The 19463-nt window shown below is 37.7% G+C and carries 16 protein-coding genes and 1 pseudogene; 4 read left to right on the forward strand and 13 right to left on the reverse strand.

What is annotated here, in order from left to right:
• Positions 1-351 precede the first annotated feature (351 nt).
• The 5 genes and pseudogenes from VKJ25_RS15600 to VKJ25_RS15620 all read right to left on the reverse strand — a co-directional run bounded on the left by VKJ25_RS15600 (position 352) and on the right by VKJ25_RS15620 (position 8266).
• On the reverse strand, positions 352-1104 hold the full coding sequence (locus VKJ25_RS15600) for a circadian clock KaiB family protein (RefSeq protein ID WP_324237558.1): 753 nt from the start codon (positions 1102-1104) through the stop codon (positions 352-354).
• Between the two features lie 265 nt (positions 1105-1369).
• Positions 1370-2662: a type IV pilus twitching motility protein PilT gene (locus tag VKJ25_RS15605; RefSeq protein WP_324237559.1), complete on the reverse strand. Its 1293-nt coding sequence runs from the start codon at positions 2660-2662 to the stop codon at positions 1370-1372.
• 740 nt (positions 2663-3402) lie between these two features.
• Complete coding sequence (gene mnmH, locus VKJ25_RS15610; RefSeq protein WP_324237560.1) at positions 3403-4419, reverse strand: tRNA 2-selenouridine(34) synthase MnmH; 1017 nt, start codon at positions 4417-4419, stop codon at positions 3403-3405.
• 801 nt (positions 4420-5220) lie between these two features.
• Entirely contained in the window at positions 5221-5409 is a 189-nt protein-coding gene (locus tag VKJ25_RS15615; protein ID WP_324237561.1) for a hypothetical protein, read from the reverse strand.
• Positions 5387-8266, reverse strand: a pseudogene (locus VKJ25_RS15620) (DUF4347 domain-containing protein). The gene VKJ25_RS15615 and the pseudogene VKJ25_RS15620 overlap by 23 nt, the downstream one beginning before the upstream one ends.
• Positions 8267-9046: 780 nt before the next feature.
• Between VKJ25_RS15620 and VKJ25_RS15625 the strand changes: the two are divergent.
• Positions 9047-9280 (forward strand): DUF6737 family protein, encoded by a 234-nt coding sequence (locus tag VKJ25_RS15625; protein WP_324237562.1) that lies wholly within the window; start codon positions 9047-9049, stop codon positions 9278-9280.
• 153 nt (positions 9281-9433) lie between these two features.
• On the opposite strand, the gene VKJ25_RS15630 is transcribed toward VKJ25_RS15625, so the two are convergent.
• Entirely contained in the window at positions 9434-10024 is a 591-nt protein-coding gene (locus VKJ25_RS15630; protein ID WP_324237563.1) for a Uma2 family endonuclease, read from the reverse strand.
• Between the two features lie 260 nt (positions 10025-10284).
• Here VKJ25_RS15630 and VKJ25_RS15635 point away from each other — a divergent pair, with 260 nt between their 5' ends.
• From VKJ25_RS15635 to VKJ25_RS15645, 3 genes are all read left to right on the forward strand, one after another.
• On the forward strand, positions 10285-10791 hold the full coding sequence (locus tag VKJ25_RS15635) for a heme-binding protein (protein ID WP_324237564.1): 507 nt from the start codon (positions 10285-10287) through the stop codon (positions 10789-10791).
• A gap of 282 nt (positions 10792-11073) precedes the next feature.
• Positions 11074-11883, forward strand: coding sequence for a Uma2 family endonuclease (locus tag VKJ25_RS15640; RefSeq protein ID WP_324237565.1), 810 nt, complete (start codon positions 11074-11076; stop codon positions 11881-11883).
• Positions 11884-12339: 456 nt separating this feature from the next.
• Complete coding sequence (locus VKJ25_RS15645) at positions 12340-13281, forward strand: GNAT family N-acetyltransferase (RefSeq protein ID WP_324237566.1); 942 nt, start codon at positions 12340-12342, stop codon at positions 13279-13281.
• 184 nt (positions 13282-13465) lie between these two features.
• Here the strand turns inward: VKJ25_RS15645 and VKJ25_RS15650 are convergent, their stop codons facing one another.
• From VKJ25_RS15650 to VKJ25_RS15680, 7 genes are all read right to left on the reverse strand, one after another.
• A complete protein-coding gene (locus VKJ25_RS15650; protein ID WP_324237567.1) occupies positions 13466-14104 on the reverse strand; it encodes a Uma2 family endonuclease in 639 nt (212 codons plus the stop codon).
• Positions 14105-14612: 508 nt separating this feature from the next.
• The gene (locus tag VKJ25_RS15655; RefSeq protein WP_324237568.1) at positions 14613-14831 is read right to left on the reverse strand and encodes a DUF2281 domain-containing protein; all 219 of its coding nucleotides are present in this window, start codon (positions 14829-14831) and stop codon (positions 14613-14615) included.
• On the reverse strand, positions 14794-15075 hold the full coding sequence (locus VKJ25_RS15660) for a DUF4926 domain-containing protein (protein WP_324237569.1): 282 nt from the start codon (positions 15073-15075) through the stop codon (positions 14794-14796). Before VKJ25_RS15660 ends, VKJ25_RS15655 begins: the two co-directional genes overlap by 38 nt.
• 78 nt (positions 15076-15153) lie before the next feature.
• The gene (locus VKJ25_RS15665) at positions 15154-17109 is read right to left on the reverse strand and encodes a P-loop NTPase family protein (protein ID WP_324237570.1); all 1956 of its coding nucleotides are present in this window, start codon (positions 17107-17109) and stop codon (positions 15154-15156) included.
• A 177-nt stretch (positions 17110-17286) separates the two neighbouring features.
• A complete protein-coding gene (locus VKJ25_RS15670; protein ID WP_324237571.1) occupies positions 17287-17514 on the reverse strand; it encodes a hypothetical protein in 228 nt (75 codons plus the stop codon).
• Between the two features lie 96 nt (positions 17515-17610).
• Positions 17611-19191, reverse strand: coding sequence for an NAD(P)H-quinone oxidoreductase subunit 4 (locus tag VKJ25_RS15675; protein ID WP_324237572.1), 1581 nt, complete (start codon positions 19189-19191; stop codon positions 17611-17613).
• Between the two features lie 6 nt (positions 19192-19197).
• On the reverse strand, positions 19198-19463 hold a 266-nt coding region (locus VKJ25_RS15680), incomplete at its 5' end, for a hypothetical protein (protein WP_324237573.1).

Raw genomic sequence — 19463 nt, forward strand, 5'->3', positions numbered from 1 at the left:
GACTCTAAGATTTACATAAACCCGCCCCGTTTTCTAATAACACAGTGAAAATGGTGCAATATGTAGGGGCGGGTTTGATCAGAAATTTTCATGCTGACTCTAAGATTTACATAAACCCGCCCCGAAGAAACCGGGTTTCTTCAAGAAACCCCGGTTTCTATATCCGAGAGCTGTAGGTTGGGTTAAGCGTATCTCGCAACCCAACAAAAGTTTGTAGAGGAATAGGTTTTTTTAGTTAAGAGAATAAATTTTGGTTGAAAAAACATCGGAATATTAATAGCAGGATGTCTGAACTTTCATAGGTCATCATGTATATGTTGGGTTTCTTTACCTGAACCCAACCTACAAATACTAATTAGTAACTTCTAGCAACTTGAGAATTTTTTCTACATCATCAAATTCCCCAACAATTTTACGGATAGGTAGAGGCCATACTCTAATCAAAGTAGGAGTAGCAGTAATTAAATCTATTTCAGCTTGTTCCGGATGTTGAAAGACATCTATTACTTTTAAAGTATAAGGAAGAGAAAGAGATTGTTCTAATATTTGATGGAGACTTTTCAAAGTCTCTTCAACAGTCACACTTTTGCCTGATATAAATAAGCGGAGAACATAGCCTTCCATTTTTGATTGTGAATCAGTTGAGGTTTCCTTGGGAATAGAATCAAGATTAGATTTTTGTTCATCAAGATAGACAACAAGATCGTGATTTTCCCAGAGTTGAGGAAACTGTTCGTAATAAGTAGCAATTACCATTGGATTACAAAATTCTTCCGACCACGGAGCTAGTTGCCAAATTATCTCACCAGTATGAAAAATAGCATTAAGCAATGCCTGGTATCTCAAAACTGGGGGATAAGCTTCGGCAAAAAGTTGAACTTGCTGACTATGAGGGTCTAGCCATTTATCAATAGTTGCAGTGTATCCAGGTATTAGGAAATGGGGTGGCTCAGATAACCCCAATATTTCTTGTAGCTCTATACATAAGTGTAGATGCCACCGATTTTTTTTAGTTGGGTCTATGCAATATATTAAATCTCCCCCAGGTGTAAACAAGGCAATACCCTTGAATAACTGGGGTAATTTTGGGGTAGTTAGCTTCAAGAAAATAAATTTAAGATCGACTGCACACTTTTGAATATGAATACTAAAGTTAGTCTTGTTAAAATATTTCAGGACTTAGGCAAAGGGACTATATAATATAGAGTTGAAAAACTATGGCGCCATAGTTTCAAGCACTATATCTAGGGTAGTTGCCTAATTCCTGTATTTGCTGAACTAAGCTCAGTCCAACTTTTCCTGATTATTCAATTTCTATTCTCAATTTAGTCGATCGAGAAAACTTAAAATCAAAAACTTAATAATATTTTTAAATTCGGCCTCGTAGCATTTGAGCCATTTCGTTCGGGTAAGGAGACTGATCGACTGCTACTTCTTCAGTAATCCTACCTTCTTGATAAAGTTCATACAAAGACCTGTTCATAGTAGTCATCCCTTCATAAGTATCTTTAAGCATAATTTGGTTAATGTCTTCATACTGGTCTTTCAGAATATATTCCTTAATTACATCTGTATTAATCAAAATGTCATGGAAAGCTGCTCTCTTACCATCAGTAGTTTTACACAACAACTGAGCAATAATTGCTACTAGAATTTCCGAAAGAGCCAATTTAATTGCTGGTTGTTCTTCAGCAGAAAACATATCCAGAATACGAGTAATGGTCTTAACAGCACTATTTGTGTGGAGAGTTCCCATTACCAAGTGTCCTGTAGATGCAGCTTTAATCGCAATACCCACTGTTTCCTTATCTCGAATTTCCCCTACTAACATTAGGTCAGGGTCTTGACGCAGAGCGCCTTTAAGAGCGTTGAAGAATTTTAGAGTATGTCTACCTACCTCCCGGTGCTTAATCAAACATTTTCGGCTTTCATGGACAAATTCTACAGGGTCTTCAATTGTGATGATGTGATAAGGATATGTATCATTCATATAGTCAATCATCGCTGCCATAGTAGTAGATTTACCAGAACCTGTTGGCCCTGTAACTAAAAGTAATCCTTTATGGTAGCCACAAACTTTCCTAAATACTTCTGGCAACCTAAGTTGATCCATCTTCAGAATTTTTGCACCAATCAGTCGTAAGACCATAGCTGGACCTGCCAGAGAATCAAACAAACTAATCCTAATTCGGACAAAACCTAGATCTGCCGCACCGTCAAAGTCTAGATTTTCTTGAAATGTCCGAATTTCCTCATCCTTCATAATTTCCCGTAGCCAACTCATAAAAGTGCCTAAGTCAGTCTCTGGGTAATCAATGGGTATAAGGTCACCACGTTTACGGAATCTTGGTATTTCATTTACACCTAAGTGAATATCTGAAATTCCTTCTTCTTCTGCTCGTCGGACAATTTCTGTCAATGGGACTTGTCCAGGGGCAAGTTGTGGACCGACAGAACTTATTGGTTGGGTTGCTGCAGTTTCGTCAGCAGGAATTATTGGTTGAGGTTCTGGAGCTGAGGGTGCTGGAGAATTAGAAGGTTTTGGAGCTGAGGGTGCTGGTGTTTTTTTTATTCCTGGTGGTGCAGGGGGACGAGGTGGTAAACCACGGTTTCCTGGCCGTGGTGGTGCAGGGGGACGAGGAGGTGGTGGTGTTTGTGTCATAGTTACCTGGTTTGATTCTATTTTATGAACTAAAGTTATTCGGGAGATAATTTACTCCCATTACGCTCCAAGATTACTGAAAGATTGTAGGTTGGGTTGAGGTACGAAACCCAACACAGATATTGGGTTTGACTTCGTACCACTAAGGGTCAACAAGCTAGAACCCAACCTACCTTATAGAAAAATCTTCCACCGGGAAAGGAGTATTCTATTTATAATACCAAATCTAATTATTATATCAAATCTGGTAGTATCACTGTTATTTCAGTTATCAGTTAACAGTAAAAAGAGGGTGGAAAGTCTGAGGAGTGTGGGGAGATTTGGTAATAGTTGAAAATAGAACATTTTTTTCTACCAAATTAAGCAGATTTGATATTAAAGCGGATGCCACTTTATAATTAAGATTTTCCAGTGCGGGCCGAAAAGCCCGCGTGGGTGTATCTCACCAATATGGAATCCGCTGTAATATCATTAGGACTTACGAATGCGCAACGCATTTCTGTCCGATATGAGCGGCAGCGAAGCAATCTCAAACCTTGACATTGCGTTCCTCATGCGTAAGTCTTGATCGTAAAGGTTATATTCACAGGAATTACGCAAACTCTTAGAAAATAGACTACCTGTAGAGGGCGTTTCATGTCGCGAACCGAAAATGCCATTCGCCCCTAATAGATATGTCGGTTCTGCGTAATATGTTACCTATTCCCAGTTAAGTGTTCCCTATTCCCTACTGCGTAGCGCTATAGCTGCTGACTTTTTTGTTGCACTAATATTGCAGCATCAATTGCCGACAGCCCAGAAACATTAACTTGATAAATAGTACCACTTCTTTTTTCTAAATCATAACTATAGGTTTTATCATAATAGTGCAGTATTAAATCTGAAGCTGCTGCCAAATTTCCCTCCCTCAGAAAATTAATCGTTGCTTTCGCTCGCACACCTCCCAAGCGTTTGTGAATACGTTTGGTAGCAGCAATCAAATCATTAATATCTGCTTCTCCATATATTTCTACCAACAATTTTACTCTTTCCTGACGAGTGCGACTTATTTCTATAATTTTTGCTTTTTCCATTTGCTCAAAAATCTCCTGGGGAATACGACACAACCCAATGCGCTTACTCTCAGCTTCTACCCACAAAGGTTGACTGCGGTTAAACTTTGCCCATTCCATTCCCAAAATATTCCCAAATTGCTCATTCGTAGGTTGAGGCAACAGACCTAAAGCACCAAAACTGCTACCTCTATGGTTGGCAATAGCTTCCAAGTCTAACACTTGTTCTCCCATATTTTTTAAAGCACGCAATATTTCTGTTTTGCCGCTACCAGTCATTCCACCCAAAATAATTATTTTTTGGGGAACTGAAAATAGAGAACTTGCCCAACGGCGAAACCCTTTGTAACCGCCGATGAGTAGAGTAACATTAAATCCACCCGTTTCCAGTAACCAACCCACAGAAGCACTCCGCATTCCACCGCGCCAACAGTGAATTTTTACTTCACGATCGGTCGCTAAAATTTTGGCATCGGCAACAAAATTTGCTAATTTCGGACCAGCGATCGCTAACCCTAGTTCGATAGCTTTGTCTTTACCTTTTTGTTTATAACAAGTTCCAACTAGGGCACGTTCTTCGTTATTAAATACAGGGAAATTAACAGCACCAGGAATATGACCTTGAACATATTCGGCGGGACTGCGAACATCGAGAATAATTCCTGGTGTTTGGAAAAATGCGTCAGGGTTGAGAGATGTGGGCATATTTTTGATAATTAATAATTAATTTATCGTAGGGGCGAATGCCATTCACCCTGTAAGGGTTAATAAATAATTGATAATTCGTAGGGGCGGGTTTCACCAGAAATTTTCATACTTATTCTCAGATTTAACTAAACCCGCCCTCTTTTCTACAACGTCAAAATGTGGAGGGGCGGGTTTTTTTCAGTTTATGAACTTTTCTTAATTTCCTGGGGAAACCCGCCCTCTTTTCTACAATGTCAAAATGTGGTATGGGCGTAAATCTGTGGGGGCGGGTTTTTTTTAGTTTATGAACCTTTCTTAATTTCCTGGAGAAACCCGCCCCTACTTTATCAAAATGTGGTATGGGCGTAAATCTGTGGGGGTGGGTTTTTTTTAGTTTATGAACCTTTCTTAATTTCCTGGGGAAACCCGCCCTCTTTTCTAGAATGTCAAAATGTGGTATGGGCGCAAATCTGTGGGGGCGGGTTTTTTTTAGTTTATGAACCTTTCTTAATTTCCTGGAGAAACCCGCCCCTACTTTATCAAAATGTGGTACAGGCGTAAATCTGTGGGGGCGGGTTTTTTTTAATTTATGAACCTTTCTTAATTTCCTGGAGAAACCCGCCCCTACTTTATCAAAATGTGGTACGGGCGTAAATCTGTGGGGGCGGGTTTTTTTTAATTTATGAACCTTTCTTAATTTCCTGGGGAAACCCGCCCCTACTTTATCAAAATGTGGTATGGGCGTAAATCTGTGGAGGGCGGGTTTTTTTTAATTTATGAACCTTTCTTAATTTCCTGGAGAAACCCGCCCCTACTTTATCAAAATGTGGTATGGGCAAGTATATTACTCCTGTAGACTAGCTGAGTTCCTTCTTTCTCACCGTCACCATCTCCTAAAAGAACTTCGGTTACTGTATTAGCTGCACCTTTGAGAAAATCATTATCGCTAATACTACTCACTACTTTATTCACATCTAAGGTGACATTATCTAAATAGGTAATTCCCAAATCCCTGTTCTGATGCGGTGATATTAACCTTACCTACTTGATTCAGTTCCTTTTGGATACTATTTGGTAACTCTACTTTCAAATTCTCACCCAATAATTCTACAGCTTTTGTTGGTGAAAATTCTCCAATGGAGACTTCATAAATTTTCTCACCTGCATCATCTGTTGTCACTCGTAAACCAGGATTGGTAACACTAGACTCTGACTCTGACAAGAAATTTTCACCCAATCCTAATGTCGCCACCACCCTATTAATCGTGCTGGAAATATTGAGTTCCCCTTGATAAGTTACAGCAAATCCATCATCATTTAATTCAATATTTAAGTCCTCTAAACCACCCAAAGCTTTTAACAAGTCTTGAGCAAATTCTGGTAATTTTTCTGTTTCAGCAATAGTCTTGAACACATTTGTCAGTTTCGCTTCATCAAGTTCTGGCAAATCGAACTTAAATCCACTCAACTTAGGAATCTGATTCAGCTCATCAACTTCACTCACATCGAAACTGATGTCAAACTTGGCTCCATTAAAACTGCCAGCTAAACTTAAAGTTTTGTTATTATCTTTATTGGTATATTCTACTTCCGGTTGAGCTAAAAATAGCTGAGTTCCTGCTTTCTCTCCGTCACCATCTCCTAATAATGAATCAGTAATAGTATTAGCTGCATCTTTGAGGAAACCATCGCTCTCAACCAGGTTGTTAACGTCTAAGGTGATATTATCTAAATAAGTCAGACCCAAACCTTGTTTCGATACGGATAAACTAACATTACCTACTTTATCAAGTTCGTTTTGGATAACATCCGGTAATTTAAGTCCTACTTCACCAGTCAGGAAGTTGACTGCTTCAGTTGAAGAAAATTCCCCGATAGTCACTTCGTAAAGACCTCGATCATTTTCCTGTTTTTTAATCCGCAACCCAGGATTTTTAACCGTTAACTTCTCTAAGTCAATTGTTAATCCTGCTTCTGTGGCAACTGTTTCAACAATATTACTAATGTCTATCGTCTCTAGATAGGTAATCTTGATTTCATCTTTCTTTAGTTCAACTTTGAACTTTTTAGCTTCATTAATTATGGGGTTCAGTAAATCTTTGGCGAATTGAAAGCCGGCATCTATTGTGGGAAGTAAATCGTTGATAAAATCTGTCGGCAGCGAAGAAACTTCAATAGTGGGGATGCCGTTGACAAAAGCAATATCCAAACTGGGCATTTCCAAGTTGAAGTCTGGCAACCCTGGTAAGTCTACCCCAAACCCCGTGATAAAATCACCAAACTTTAAATTTAAGCCCTCTATCTTGAAAATCTCAGTACCAATACTTAATGATAGGTTGGGTAAATTTGGCAGCTCGAAAAGAAAATCCAAACTCGGTAGAAAAAGGCCAAAACCATCAAATAAAGATTTAAGATTAGCAGTGGGTAGATTCACCAGGGTGAAGTTAAAGTCAGGGATACCATCCAGGAATGATAACTCAAAGTCCAATCCTTTCAAGTTCAAGCTTGACCAATCAAAACTTGCTAGTTTCGGCAGTTCTATTCCTGGAATGTTGACAGAGAAAGCACTGAGAAGATTTGACAAATCTACTCCATCAAAATCAGGCAAACTAAAGCTCAAATTTATGGGAGTTCGATAATGTATAGTTACCTGCTCTCCATTAATCGTACTCTGAATCTTAATTTCAGTTTCTGTATCGTGATAAAGCTCTAAACTACTATCTTGGAGAGTGATTTTAGTTTCATCACCCAAACGCTTTTCAACATTCTCAATAGCCTTTTGCACAAAAGCAGTCTGACTGTTGCTATCTACTGCATCGCCAATATCAATAACATCGTTAATATTAAGCTCAACAGGTTGGGCATAATTAACTTTGACACCTTTATCGGACAGGACTAAATCCACATTTCCCGTACTACTTAGTCCTTTGAATAAATCCGCATTCTTACTGAGTTGCCCCAACCCATTCATTATTTCTCCCACTGGAACTTGAGAAACTGAAAATTCATAACCTGTGGGATTTTCCAGGGTTCCTTGGACGACTAAAGTAGGATTGGTAGCAGTAATCTTTTGAGTAATAGGACTTAATTTAAGTTTTGCCAAAATTTCGTTGATGTTGGCAGTAATATCCAAAGTTCCATTGTAGGATGCAGCGATTTGATTATCAGTTTCTGTAATTGAAACATTGGGAACAGGGTTATTCTTATCTATCCATTTTTGAGCGAATGAGGGAAGTCCAGATATTATAGACTCACCAGTATCCAATACCGAACCATAATTTACTAAACATTCTGATGTAAAAGCCGGAACAAATTCTCCTTCACCCAAACTGATTTCTAATTCCCAGTTCCCACCCAAAGCAGCATTACCGGTTAAGTTGGCCGAAGCAGCAATATTAGCTTTGGTCAAACCTCGTACTTTGGCCAGAAATTCTGCCCCTGTATTTCCCGCAGCGACTTCACAACCATAGATAAATAAATTTGGGGAGGGCACTTCGATAAACCACTATTGTAGGTCTTCAGTATATTTATCTAAAGTTTCCAGACTCAGTTGAGTATTTCCTAAGTGCAAACACCCAGAGGAACCGTGGGACAAAATGTGTAGGGTTTCAATCCCTCGATAGTTCCGTAAAATCTGAGTAATTTGTTGGACGCCATCCCGATCTGGATGCAAAACAATCCCATGAATACCAAGTTTAATGCCCTGAAGTAAATGTTGATAGTCGTCAACCTCCGCATTTATGACTACGAGTTCGCGAACGTTAGCGATGGCCTCAGTAGAACTACTAACTTCTGTTGGAGAGTATTGGCAGAAGGAAGTATGGTTCATTGAAATTAGAGAGCTTGTGAGAGGAGCTTGGAGCATAGAATTAGTAGGGATAGGTTATAGATATTTGGATTCTAAATTTAACATCATAATCATGGACAGAAGATAATAGATGCAGATGTCTGAGAACTTCCTGATATTTTTTATGAAGTTACAGACTTGTTAGATTTACAATCTAAACTACTCTTATAGTTTATGTCAATACTTTTAATTGAACGTGATAAAATTTTTTTTACATAGAACCATCATATAGCAATGTGCGCACTTAATATTTACAAGTTGCAGGAGCTGTCTAATAGATAAAAGCCTTATATGATCGGCGGTTCATTCTTTCTGTTCCCACCTTCTGTGTTCCCTGTTCCCTAATGCCTAGTCCCTGCTCTTTGAAAAATGTTAAGAAAAAAATGTTAAGAAAGATGTGGGTAAAGCATAGCTCTTCGCGACGGGTTTATGTATAGCAACCGCCTTGGCGGTTAGGACACATTAAAAGCCTAAAACCCAGACATAGCAAGACTTTTCCTTCAGCATAGCTGCCCTCTCTCTGCCTTCTGCTATAAACCTTATGAGTAAGCATGAAAATTTTTGCTCAAACCCACCCCTACCCCATGCACCATTTAAGGTATGTCAGTCCAGTAGGGTGGGTTAACGGAACGAAGTGAAGTGTAACGCACCATTTTTAATGTTGCTGGTGCATTACGCTATTGTTTTTTATGTCGGCGACAACCGAAAACGAAACCCTACTATTGCGCAATAGTTTAATGACAGCCAAGATGGCTGTGTTACACTTTTCTATAGCATTTTGCCCACATATTGTTTATTATGAAAAATTCAGTTGAACCAGAAAAATTTAATCCGTGGAGTTATAAACCTTGGTGGTGTCAACCTTGGTCAATACTTTTGACCGGAATTACGATTATTAGTGGTAGTTGGTTGATTTTGAGAATGGTTTGGTTAACCGTTGTTGTTTCTATTCCTATCTTGACTTGGATGGGATTTTTCCTAATAATTTGGCCGAAGTTAATGGCAGAATTAAAAATGTCAAATAAAGTTTGATTCTAAGTAGCGATCGCTCTTAATAATAGAAACCGGGTTTGTATTAAATTCTCAACCACCTAATGTCTAGCTCCCATCAACCCGGTTTCTAATTTAGAAATGTTTAAAACAACAAATCAATCTGTTTACTGAAATAACAATTTATTGCTACATTTATTCTGATTTAATTGTATCAATTTCCAAGTTAACTTTTTCGTATAAAACTTCAATAGCAAAAGTAAATTCAATACTTTCTAATGTAATAGACTCTCCTTCTGTATAGGCACAATAACGCCAAATTTTTCCCTCCCCACGTTGATAAATTTCTACAGAAATTGATTTTGAATCTACCAAAACATATTCTTGCAAACTAGAAAATTGACGATAATATTTAAACTTATCGCCGCGATCGTATTTTTCTGTACTGGGAGAGAAAACTTCAATTATTACTTTAGGATGTTCGATAAACTTACGGGATTTTAAATCCTCAGCATTACAACTAATAACTAAAGCTGGATAGAAATAACGACTATTTTTAGTATCTTCAACTTTAGCATCAGACATATTAACTCGACATCCTCTTTGGCGGAGATGAGATTTTAGAGCCATACAAAAGTTAATAGCAATATCATTATGAGGAAGATTCGAGCCAGTCATAGCTATAATTTCACCATCTATATATTCATGGCGAAATTCCTGTTTAGCTTCCCATTCTAGATATTCTTCAGGACTAATTTTTTGATGGTTTTGGGGTTGAGCAATCATAAGTTTTTTCTTCTCCAACATAAGGTGTTATTAAGAAAGACAAATATTCAACAAACTATTGTAAAATGATTCTTTTTATGTATATTATATTGTATGTTATGTATAGTATCAAAACTTATGCAACATAAGGTGTTTCTGTCATTGCTCGCGAGGTGCGTTTGCGAAGCAGTCCGTCAGGATAGCAATCTCAAACCCCCTATTTTTCCTACCTCATGGCTTTAGTCCTAAAAATCTTCTTTTAAATAAACCATAAAAAAATTATGTCTGCATCCTTACCCCAAGGTTTTCCTCAACCTACTCAAGTAAACGTTATCGAAATCAAACAATATCCCCAATACCGCGCTGTCACCTACACCCATACAGGTGATTCCCGGATGGCAACCAGAGTCGCTTTCGATCCACTATATCAACATATCAGCACTAATCAAATTGCGATGACAACACCTGTGGAAGCTCGTTATGTCAAAGAAGGGGAACAAACAGAGGTATCTTTTCTCTATTCTACTCCAGATATGACTCCCCAAACAATTGATTCTCAGGTGATAGTGAGAGATACTTTGCCAATGACAGTTGTGAGTATTGGAGTCCAGGGTGGTTATAGTTGGGAGAGCTACCAACAAAATTTGCAAAAATTGAAACATTGGTTGGCGCAACACCCAGAATATGAAGTTGTGAGTCCACCGAGACGGTTGTTGTATAATTCGCCAATGACACCGGAAGATTTGAAACGGAGTGAAGTGCAAATTCCTATAGAGAGGATTTATTAGGACTTACGCAGAACAACGTGTTTCTGTTATTGCTCGCGAGGTGCGTTTGCGAAGCAGTCCGTCAGGATAGCAATCTCAAACGTCGAGATTGTGTTCCTCGTGCGTAAGTCCTGTTTATTAAAGAAGACAAGGGAGACAAGGGAGACAAGGAAGAAAATCTATTGCACAGTTTTAGCTGCAACAATGCACTACCGGATTGTTTTTGAATGAATTAATTATCCATTATTCATTATTCATCTATGCTATTATAAATAATGAAAACATGATTGGAGGGGGCTAAAAATGATTACAGAAACATCTCCCAAAACTGAGTTACTAACCGAAGTTGCTCCTGAGTGGGAACCACCGATGCCACCTACAGACTTAATCTTTGATGATGGAGAACTCTTGGAAAGCAAACGTCACCGTATGGCCATGAATGTTTTGATTGATTCCTTGTATCAACATTGGTCAGGTCGCTGCGACTTTTTTGCTGGTGGCAATATGTTTATTTATTACAGTAGCACTCAAGCCAGAAATCGCGATGACAAAGGTCCTGATTTCTTTGTGGTTTTGGATGTTGATGGCAAGACAGATCGTCAAGGATGGGTAGTTTGGGAAGAGGAAGGTCGTTATCCTGATATGATAGTTGAACTCACATCTCCTTCGACTGCTAGTGTAGATATTGGCAAAAAAAAGGATATTTACGAGCAAACATTCCGCACTCCATATTATTTCATCTTTAATCCATTTGATGGGAAGTCATTAGAGGGATGGTCTCTGGAAAACAATCGATATCAGAAGTTACAGCCGGACGATCGAGGATGGTTGTGGTGCAAGAAGTTGGAGTTATGGTTGGGTACTTGGGAAGGAACTATTCAGCAAGAGTCGGCAGTTTGGTTACGATTTTATGATGAACAAGGAAATTTGGTATTATTGCCAGGAGAAGTAGCCGAACAAGAACGTCAACGTGCCGAACAAGAACGTCAACGTGCTGAACAAGAACGTCAACGTGCTGAACAAGAACGCCAACGTGCTGAACAAGAACGTCAACGTGCTGAAAGTCTGGCTGCTAAACTAAAAGAGTTAGGAATCGAGCCTGATTCTGTCTAATATCAAATCGGTGTTCCGGTAGTTCGTAGGGGCGAACGGCCGTTCGCCCCTACAATATTGATAATAGGTCTCATTATTAGATTAGAACAGTCTGTATAGAGCCGCAAGCAACATTAGTTTTTCAAATTCGATATTGGTTAGCACAGCACCCAGAATATGAAATTGTTAGTCCGCCCAGACGGTTATTGTATAATTCGCCAATGATACCGGAAGATTTGAAACGGAGCGAGGTGCAAATTGCAGTAGAGAGGAGATGATATCGCTGACGGGTGAATGTTTACCTAAAAATTGAGAGTATAGCGCTGCGCTGCCGTGCAACAGGTAACAGCTCATCTGGCAATAGGGAGAATAAATTGGTGATAATATAAGAGTTTGAGTTATTGGACACCTCCTGCAATTTGTAAATATGAAGTGCCCACATTGCTATATTTCTTTAAGCAGTTATGAAAAAAATTAATGAATCAAATTAATATTCGCTTACTTCAAAAACAAGAATTATCTGAAGCAGATAAAATATTTCGATTAGCTTTTGGAACATTTTTAGGTTTACCAAACCCGATAAAATTCTCATTTGATACTAACTATATGCAGCGTTGGTATACCAATCCAAATGCAGCTTTAGCAGCAGAAATAAACGGTCAATTAGTAGGTTTTAATTTTCTGTCGAAATGGGGTGGATTTGGCTTTTTTGGACCATTATCAGTACATCCTAATTTCTGGAATCAAGGAGTAGGTAATGAACTCATGTCAGCCACAATGGAATGTTTTAGAAATTGGCAAACTAAACAGATTTCTTTATTCACATTTTCCCAGAGTCCGAAACATTTACATTTTTATCAAAAATTTGGTTTTATGCCTCATTTTTTAACTGCTATTTGTGCTAAATTAGTTTGTCAAAAACAGCAGGAATTAAAAAGTATTAGGTATTCAAAAATTACCCTAGAACAACAAAAAGAATGTTTACAAGCTAGCCTTGAATTAACTAATAATATTTATTCTGGATTAGATTTAATATCAGAAATTTTAGCAGTAGAAAATCAAAGATTGGGAGATACTTTATTTCTTTGGGAAAATGGTAATTTAGAAGGATTTGCTATTTGTCATTATGGTGCAGGTACTGAAGCAGGAAGTGATACTTTTTATGTGAAATTTGGTGCAGTTAATTCAGGAATAAAAGGAAGCGATCGCTTTACACAATTATTGAATGAATGTGAAATATTTAGCAAGATTGTGGGAATGTCTAAATTGATAGTTGGAGTCAATACCAGCCGTCACCAAGCTTACCTGCAAATATTAAATATGGGGTTTAAAATTGATACATTAGGAGTAGCAATGCAAAATCCTAATCAACCAGGTTATAACCGTCCAGATGTTTATGTTATTGATGACTTACGGTAGAAAAATTGTCAGGATTCAGCGATGGGTTATTGGCTTTTTAATAGGTGAAACAAAGATTAGCAAATTTGTAGCGGACTGTTTCACCTTAAATAGTGCAATAGTGAAGTTGCTCTGAGATAACTTTTTCTTGCCAAGATGGCAAATATAATGCACAGTTTTAGATGAAACAGTCTACTACTCGACTTTAACTCATTTTCTTCCTCAATTCTCTTAGCATTTTACTGCTACCCATCGTTAATGCTTGGTTGACTAAATTAGGAATTAATTCTAAAATAGGTAAATTGGGAAAAGTAGGACTGATAGATGATTCCACATATAAACCATTGGTAAAAACCTGAATCGTGAATTTTTCTTCTGTGTAAATCCATAATTCCGGAACTGCTAAAGCTTCATAAGTATCAAAAGTAGTTTTAGAAGTTACATCTACCTCAATAGCTAAATCTGGAGGTGGGTCTACAGTCATATCTATCCTCATTCGAGAGCGCATTTTTTCACCGTTTTCGATATAAAAACAGGTATCAGGTTCTAGACCAACTTTTTTGGCTTTTTTCCTAAAGGTTGTTGAACCGAACTCTTCCCAGTCTCGCTCTTGACTATCCAGCAATACTTTGACTATATCGCTAATAATGCGGTGCAGTCTTTCGCGAGCGGGTAGGGGAGAGATAATAATTAAAGTTCCTTGAATATAAGCGATTCGTGTTTTGGTTCCGTTAGCTTCTTTTTCTTCTAGAAATGCTTCAAACTCTTCCCAGGTTAAATCATTTAGGGTAATGAGACTACCAGGGTCAAGCTCGATTTTGTTAATGGGTATGGTGACTGTCATTTCAGTTATTAGTTATCAGTTATCAGTACCTCATAAACTATTGCGCAATAGTTTAATAACAGCAATTATCAATTATTAAGGTATCTTTTGAAATCCCATACCGACTTGAATAAAATGGGCATCTCCGGTTAAAACATATTCAATACCAAATTCTGTCATTACCACCATTGAAGTCAAGTCAGTAAATGAAATTAGGGGTTTATCGACAAACTTAGTCTTTAATTCTTGTGCTTTAAAAAAACGCTCTTCCGTAATTCAAACCAGATTGAATTTTTCTGCCTTAAAAACCTCTATCAACAATTTCATAGACTTATTTGCCAGAGTAGGATTTAGTCTCTTGAAAAACAATGTAAAAGTTTCATCTAAGACATAATCTGTTGTATAAATTCTCTGATTTTGAGAGGTAAAATACCGATACAAATTTACAGTTTCCTGATGTTTTGATTCATTTTTATCGTGCAGGGTTAACCATCCCTATGTGTCTATAAAAAGTTTATTATCCATAAAGTTATGAATCAATATTTTGAGCTAGAGAACCACATTCTACTGCAGCAATAAAGTCAGCTAAAGGATCGCTTTCTTTCAAAGTTTCTTTTTTCTCAAAGGGAGGAGAAAAAAGTTGTTCTTGGGAGTAAAGCAAAAAGTTGACAAACTGTAAAACTTCTGGGATTTTATGCTCTGGTAATTTCTCAATTCTTCTTTGCAATTCTTCTTTGATATTTTCCATAGATTTCATTGATTTTATCTCCATTTGTTACTTTAAAACTAAAACTATTGCCCAATAGTTTAATAACACCAATTATCCCATTTTTATTAGCAAATTCTACCTCAAAAGCTTTTCCTAGATCGTAAATTTCTACCACAGTTTCTGCTTTACCTCTAGGTAATATTATTTCTTGATCCGTCATAAATTGTGTAGTTTTCATATTTTTTGTTAAAGCTACAGTATCATGTAATCTTATTTCATTCATAGGTTAGTTCTTTGTTATTAAATAGTTTAGCGATCGCCTCTTGTAGATGAAAAGGAGCGATCGCTAAATTGGTTTTACTTAGTTGACTGATTCTAAATCTGAGAGTGACTTTTCAATTTTTGCCAACTCCCACAAATAACTATGGATTTTCTGTTTTTTATTTTCAAGCCCGGCTAGAATTTTAGGCACTTCTGCTTCTCTAGTTTCTCGTTCCTTCAGTACACGCTCGAACTCTGATTGAAATCTGTTGATATAATCATTTATTTGTTTTTCCGCACTCCTGAAGTCATCTTTTACCTGCTTTTCAATTACTCGTTCTAGTAGTTGTTCATTAATAGCTTTTTGTTGGTCTATTCTAGACTTAATTAATTTTGCCGTCTCCTGTAAATCAATTTCATAAATATCCTGCTTCTCTTCGTATGAAATATCTACTTGATAAGACTCATCCGAAGCGCAGCATCGACTTCTTGACCTTGTTTCTTGACGAGTTCTTTCATATATTTCTTGCTGATATTTAATTTGAGCATCTATTCCTGGAAACTCAAAATCAGGAAATTGAATATCATTGGTGTTCAGTTGGACTTGTAGATCGGCACCAAGGTAATCAGATAATTCATTAGATATTCCTTGGATTTGCTTTTGAATTTCCAAAGCTAATTTTTCCCTAATTTTACCCCCATCTCTAACAAGTTTATCTTGAGTATCTAACCACCAACTCTGAATATAGGGGGCAACAAAATTGCTAATTGTTTCTCCAGTTTTTTCTGCTTCATTCTTAGTATTAAACCTGATTTTGTAGCGACTATGACTTGACTTTTTTGTTTCATCTGAACCGTAATTACTGAAGCTTGGTACTTCTTTTTCTAATTCTTCCCACAAAGGCGAAGTTACTTCAAAAACTAATCCTACTGCTTTACCAATAAAATTTAAACCAGGAATAACTTGCAACATATTTGAACCAATTTGACCTAAACCTCGCCAGATATCAGAAAAATTAATACCACTTGATTGCTGTTGGTTAATTGTACCAACTTGATTACTCCTTGAAACTTCAGTCTCTATCTGTAAGGAATATCTAGAAACAATACCATCTATTTCTTCCTGTATCTTTGCTTTTGCAGTTTCAGCAAATACACTCAGTCCCTGACTAAATCCCTGGATTAATACTTTTTTTTCCAGATCGACAGATTTTTTGACATCCTCAACCTTGCTTGTTGCAGATCGCGATCTCTGCCTATAGTTTTCCACTTTTTGCTTCAGTTCCTCAATTTCTGTTTCCCAACCTTTTATTTGTAGCTGTAAACTATCTTCGATTGCTTTAGCAGATTTATTAATTTTATTCAAAACATCATTTAAAAAATTCCAGCCAGCATTCTTAATTATTGTTTGAATTACTGCCTCTTGAATAGCAGGAATACCACTATCTTTTAAAGCTTGAGGTGCAATTTTTTTAGGTGGGGGAATTTTCGTTCCGCCATCTTCCTCCTCTATAGCATACCTGGCACTAAAGAACTTCTTAAAATCTTTAATTTGTCCCTCTGTTGCTTTACTACTAACAATTAGTTTAGCCAACAGTCCTTGCAAAGAACTAGCAGGATAAATCTTAGGATTGGGAAAACCAAATCCACTTATTTGCTTTTTCAAATCTTCAATAACATCTGGAATATCCCGGTCTTTTTCTGTTTTCTGATCTACTTTATTTAAAATAAAATAAACTTTGTCTTTAATATCCAAAAGTTCTTTACGTTTCTCTATAACTTCCTTAAATAAATCAGAAACAGCATTATCTTTGTAAGATGCGTAATTTAAAACAAACAAAATTACATTGCAAGTTCGTAATGCTTCTAAAGTAGTTTGTTTGAGTGAAACTGTGTTAAAAGTTGCTGACTCCCATTCATTTGGACCAGGAGTATCGACTAGCGTAAAACCTGCTAAATAGGAAAATGAACTAATAGCTTCAATAGGATGCTCTATTTCAAAGCTTGTAGTAAAATCTGGATTATTATTTTCTCTAATTTCACGACTACGACTCAAAAATTTTGCCTGTATTTCTTGAAATTCACCTTTAGCAAGCTCAACAGGTCTTTTTTCACCACTTCGGTATTCTAAAAGTCTAGGAATCTGCTCCTTTCAAATATGTTTAACATCTGTGCGACACACAGTATAAGCTGCTGTTTCACTTGCTAAAATATCGACCCCGATAAGAGAATTTTAAAAGGTACTTTTGCCTGCTTTCATAGCAGCAACAACAGCAACCTGATACCTTTCTTCCTGTAAAGCATTTAGAGCCTCTTTGATATTATTTCCTATCTTCTGAAGTTCTTGATTATACTCTCCAGACCTGCTTATTCCTGCTTCTAACTCTTGGAGGTATTGTAATAGTTTATTGCCTGTATCATTGATCCTTTCAGCGATAGTTTGAAAATCTTGAGAATACATAGATGAACACTCCTTGACAAATACTCAGAAATTAAAATTTACAATTTTATTGTAGGGACGTTCCATGGAACGTCCCTAGGGGTTCAAATCAGAATACTACCTAATAGCAGGCGATCGCCTAACCATCTCATCTCCATCTATTAACGCCACTTTCTCAGATTCTATCAACGCTGGTACAGAATCTCGTAACCGCGCGGTTAACTGCACAGTTGTGGCATCATAAATCTGAGTCACAATCTTAGGATACAAACCGATTCCAATGATTGGTACTAACAAACAGCCAATAATAAACACCTCGCGGGGTTCCGCATCGGTGAGAACTTCTTTTTCTATCAACTCCTTATTCTCAGGGCCGTACAAAATTTCCCGTAACATTGACAACAGATAAATTGGAGTCAAAATCACTCCGACTGCTGCTAAGAAAATTACCAATACTTTGAAAGTTGGGTTGTAAGCATCACTGGTGGCAAAACCAATAAATACCATCACTTCAGCTACAAATCCACTCATTCCTGGCAACGCTAAAGATGCCATCGAACAAGCCGTCCACATGGCGAACACTTTCTTCATTTTCTTACCGACACCACCCATTTCATCTAAGATTAGGGTATGGGTACGGTCATAAGTTGCTCCCACTAAAAAGAATAAACTTGCTCCAATCAAACCGTGGGAAATCATTTGCAGCATGGCTCCACTGAGACCAATATTGGTAAAGGAAGCCATACCTATTAATACAAAACCCATGTGGGAAATTGAAGAATAGGCAATTTTTCGTTTCAGGTTTCGTTGAGCAAAGGAAGTTAATGCAGCATAAACAATATTGACAACGCCTAAAATTACCAATATCGGAGCGAAGACTGCATGAGCATCTGGTAACATTCCGGCATTCATCCGCAGCAGAGCGTAACCACCCATTTTCAACAAGATTCCTGCTAGTAACATGTGCGCAGGTGCAGTTGCTTCTCCGTGAGCATCAGGCAACCAGGTGTGTAAGGGGAAAATTGGTAGTTTTACAGCATAAGCAATTAAAAATGCTGCATATAACAATAGTTGCACATTAAAAGCGTAATCTTTCATAGCGATCGCCTGCATATCAAAGGTGACAGTATCGCCATAAAATGCCATTGTTAAGGCTGCCACCAAAATAAACAGGGAACCACCTGCGGTATAAAGGATAAATTTAGTGGCTGCATATAACCGTCGTTTACCACCCCAGATAGAGAGAATGAGGTAAACAGGTACTAATTCTAATTCCCAAACGAGGAAAAATAGCAACATATCCTGTACGGCAAATACAGCTATTTGACCGCCGTACATTAATAACATCAAGAAGTAAAATAACTTTGGCTTAAAGGTTACAGGCCATGCTGCCATAATTGCCAGAGTGGTGATAAAACCAGTGAGGATAATCAATGGCATGGATAAACCATCTGCACCCAAAGACCAATTTAAGTCTAATTGGGGAACCCAAGGATAACTTTCTACCAGTTGGAGTTCTGGGTTATTGGGGTCGTATCCGGTGCAGAAGGCAGCAACAATAATAGCAAAATCAATTAATCCCACAATTAAGGCGTACCAACGTACTGTTTTGCCGTCTCGATCGGGAATTATCGGAATGAGTAAAGATGCGACTATGGGAAATAGGATGATGGTAGTCAACCAAGGAAAATTAGTCATAAGTGTTTATTTCTCAGTTGGAAAATTTTGTAATTTTATGAGTAGTAGTGTGTCTAGTTTTATGAATTTGGGTAAGTGTGAGCAAATGAATACCTCTCCCCCAACCCCTCTCCTGCAAGGATAGGGGAGAAATGCTCCTGAATACCTCTCCCCCAACCGCTCTCCTGCAAGGATAGGGGAGAAATGCTCCTGAATACCTCTCCCCCAACCCCTCTCCTGCAAGGATAGGGGAGAAATGCTCCTGAATACCTCTCCCCCAACCCCTCTCCTGC

Origin of the sequence: Okeania sp. (genome assembly GCF_035285525.1) — a bacterium.
GTDB lineage: Bacteria > Cyanobacteriota > Cyanobacteriia > Cyanobacteriales > Microcoleaceae > Trichodesmium.

Excerpts from the sequence above, each read along its gene's own strand:
- VKJ25_RS15635 (WP_324237564.1), top strand. The coding sequence starts at position 10,285 with ATGTCTGCATCCTTACCCCAAGGTTTTCCTCAACCTACTCAAGTAAAC.
- VKJ25_RS15670 (WP_324237571.1), bottom strand. The coding sequence starts at position 17,514 with ATGTATTCTCAAGATTTTCAAACTATCGCTGAAAGGATCAATGATACA.
- VKJ25_RS15660 (WP_324237569.1), bottom strand. The coding sequence starts at position 15,075 with ATGAATGAAATAAGATTACATGATACTGTAGCTTTAACAAAAAATATG.
- VKJ25_RS15640 (WP_324237565.1), top strand. The coding sequence starts at position 11,074 with ATGATTACAGAAACATCTCCCAAAACTGAGTTACTAACCGAAGTTGCT.
- VKJ25_RS15655 (WP_324237568.1), bottom strand. The coding sequence starts at position 14,831 with ATGGAAAATATCAAAGAAGAATTGCAAAGAAGAATTGAGAAATTACCA.
- VKJ25_RS15675 (WP_324237572.1), bottom strand. The coding sequence starts at position 19,191 with ATGACTAATTTTCCTTGGTTGACTACCATCATCCTATTTCCCATAGTC.
- VKJ25_RS15630 (WP_324237563.1), bottom strand. The coding sequence starts at position 10,024 with ATGATTGCTCAACCCCAAAACCATCAAAAAATTAGTCCTGAAGAATAT.
- VKJ25_RS15645 (WP_324237566.1), top strand. The coding sequence starts at position 12,340 with ATGAATCAAATTAATATTCGCTTACTTCAAAAACAAGAATTATCTGAA.
- VKJ25_RS15605 (WP_324237559.1), bottom strand. The coding sequence starts at position 2,662 with ATGACACAAACACCACCACCTCCTCGTCCCCCTGCACCACCACGGCCA.
- VKJ25_RS15650 (WP_324237567.1), bottom strand. The coding sequence starts at position 14,104 with ATGACAGTCACCATACCCATTAACAAAATCGAGCTTGACCCTGGTAGT.
- VKJ25_RS15625 (WP_324237562.1), top strand. The coding sequence starts at position 9,047 with ATGAAAAATTCAGTTGAACCAGAAAAATTTAATCCGTGGAGTTATAAA.
- mnmH (WP_324237560.1), bottom strand. The coding sequence starts at position 4,419 with ATGCCCACATCTCTCAACCCTGACGCATTTTTCCAAACACCAGGAATT.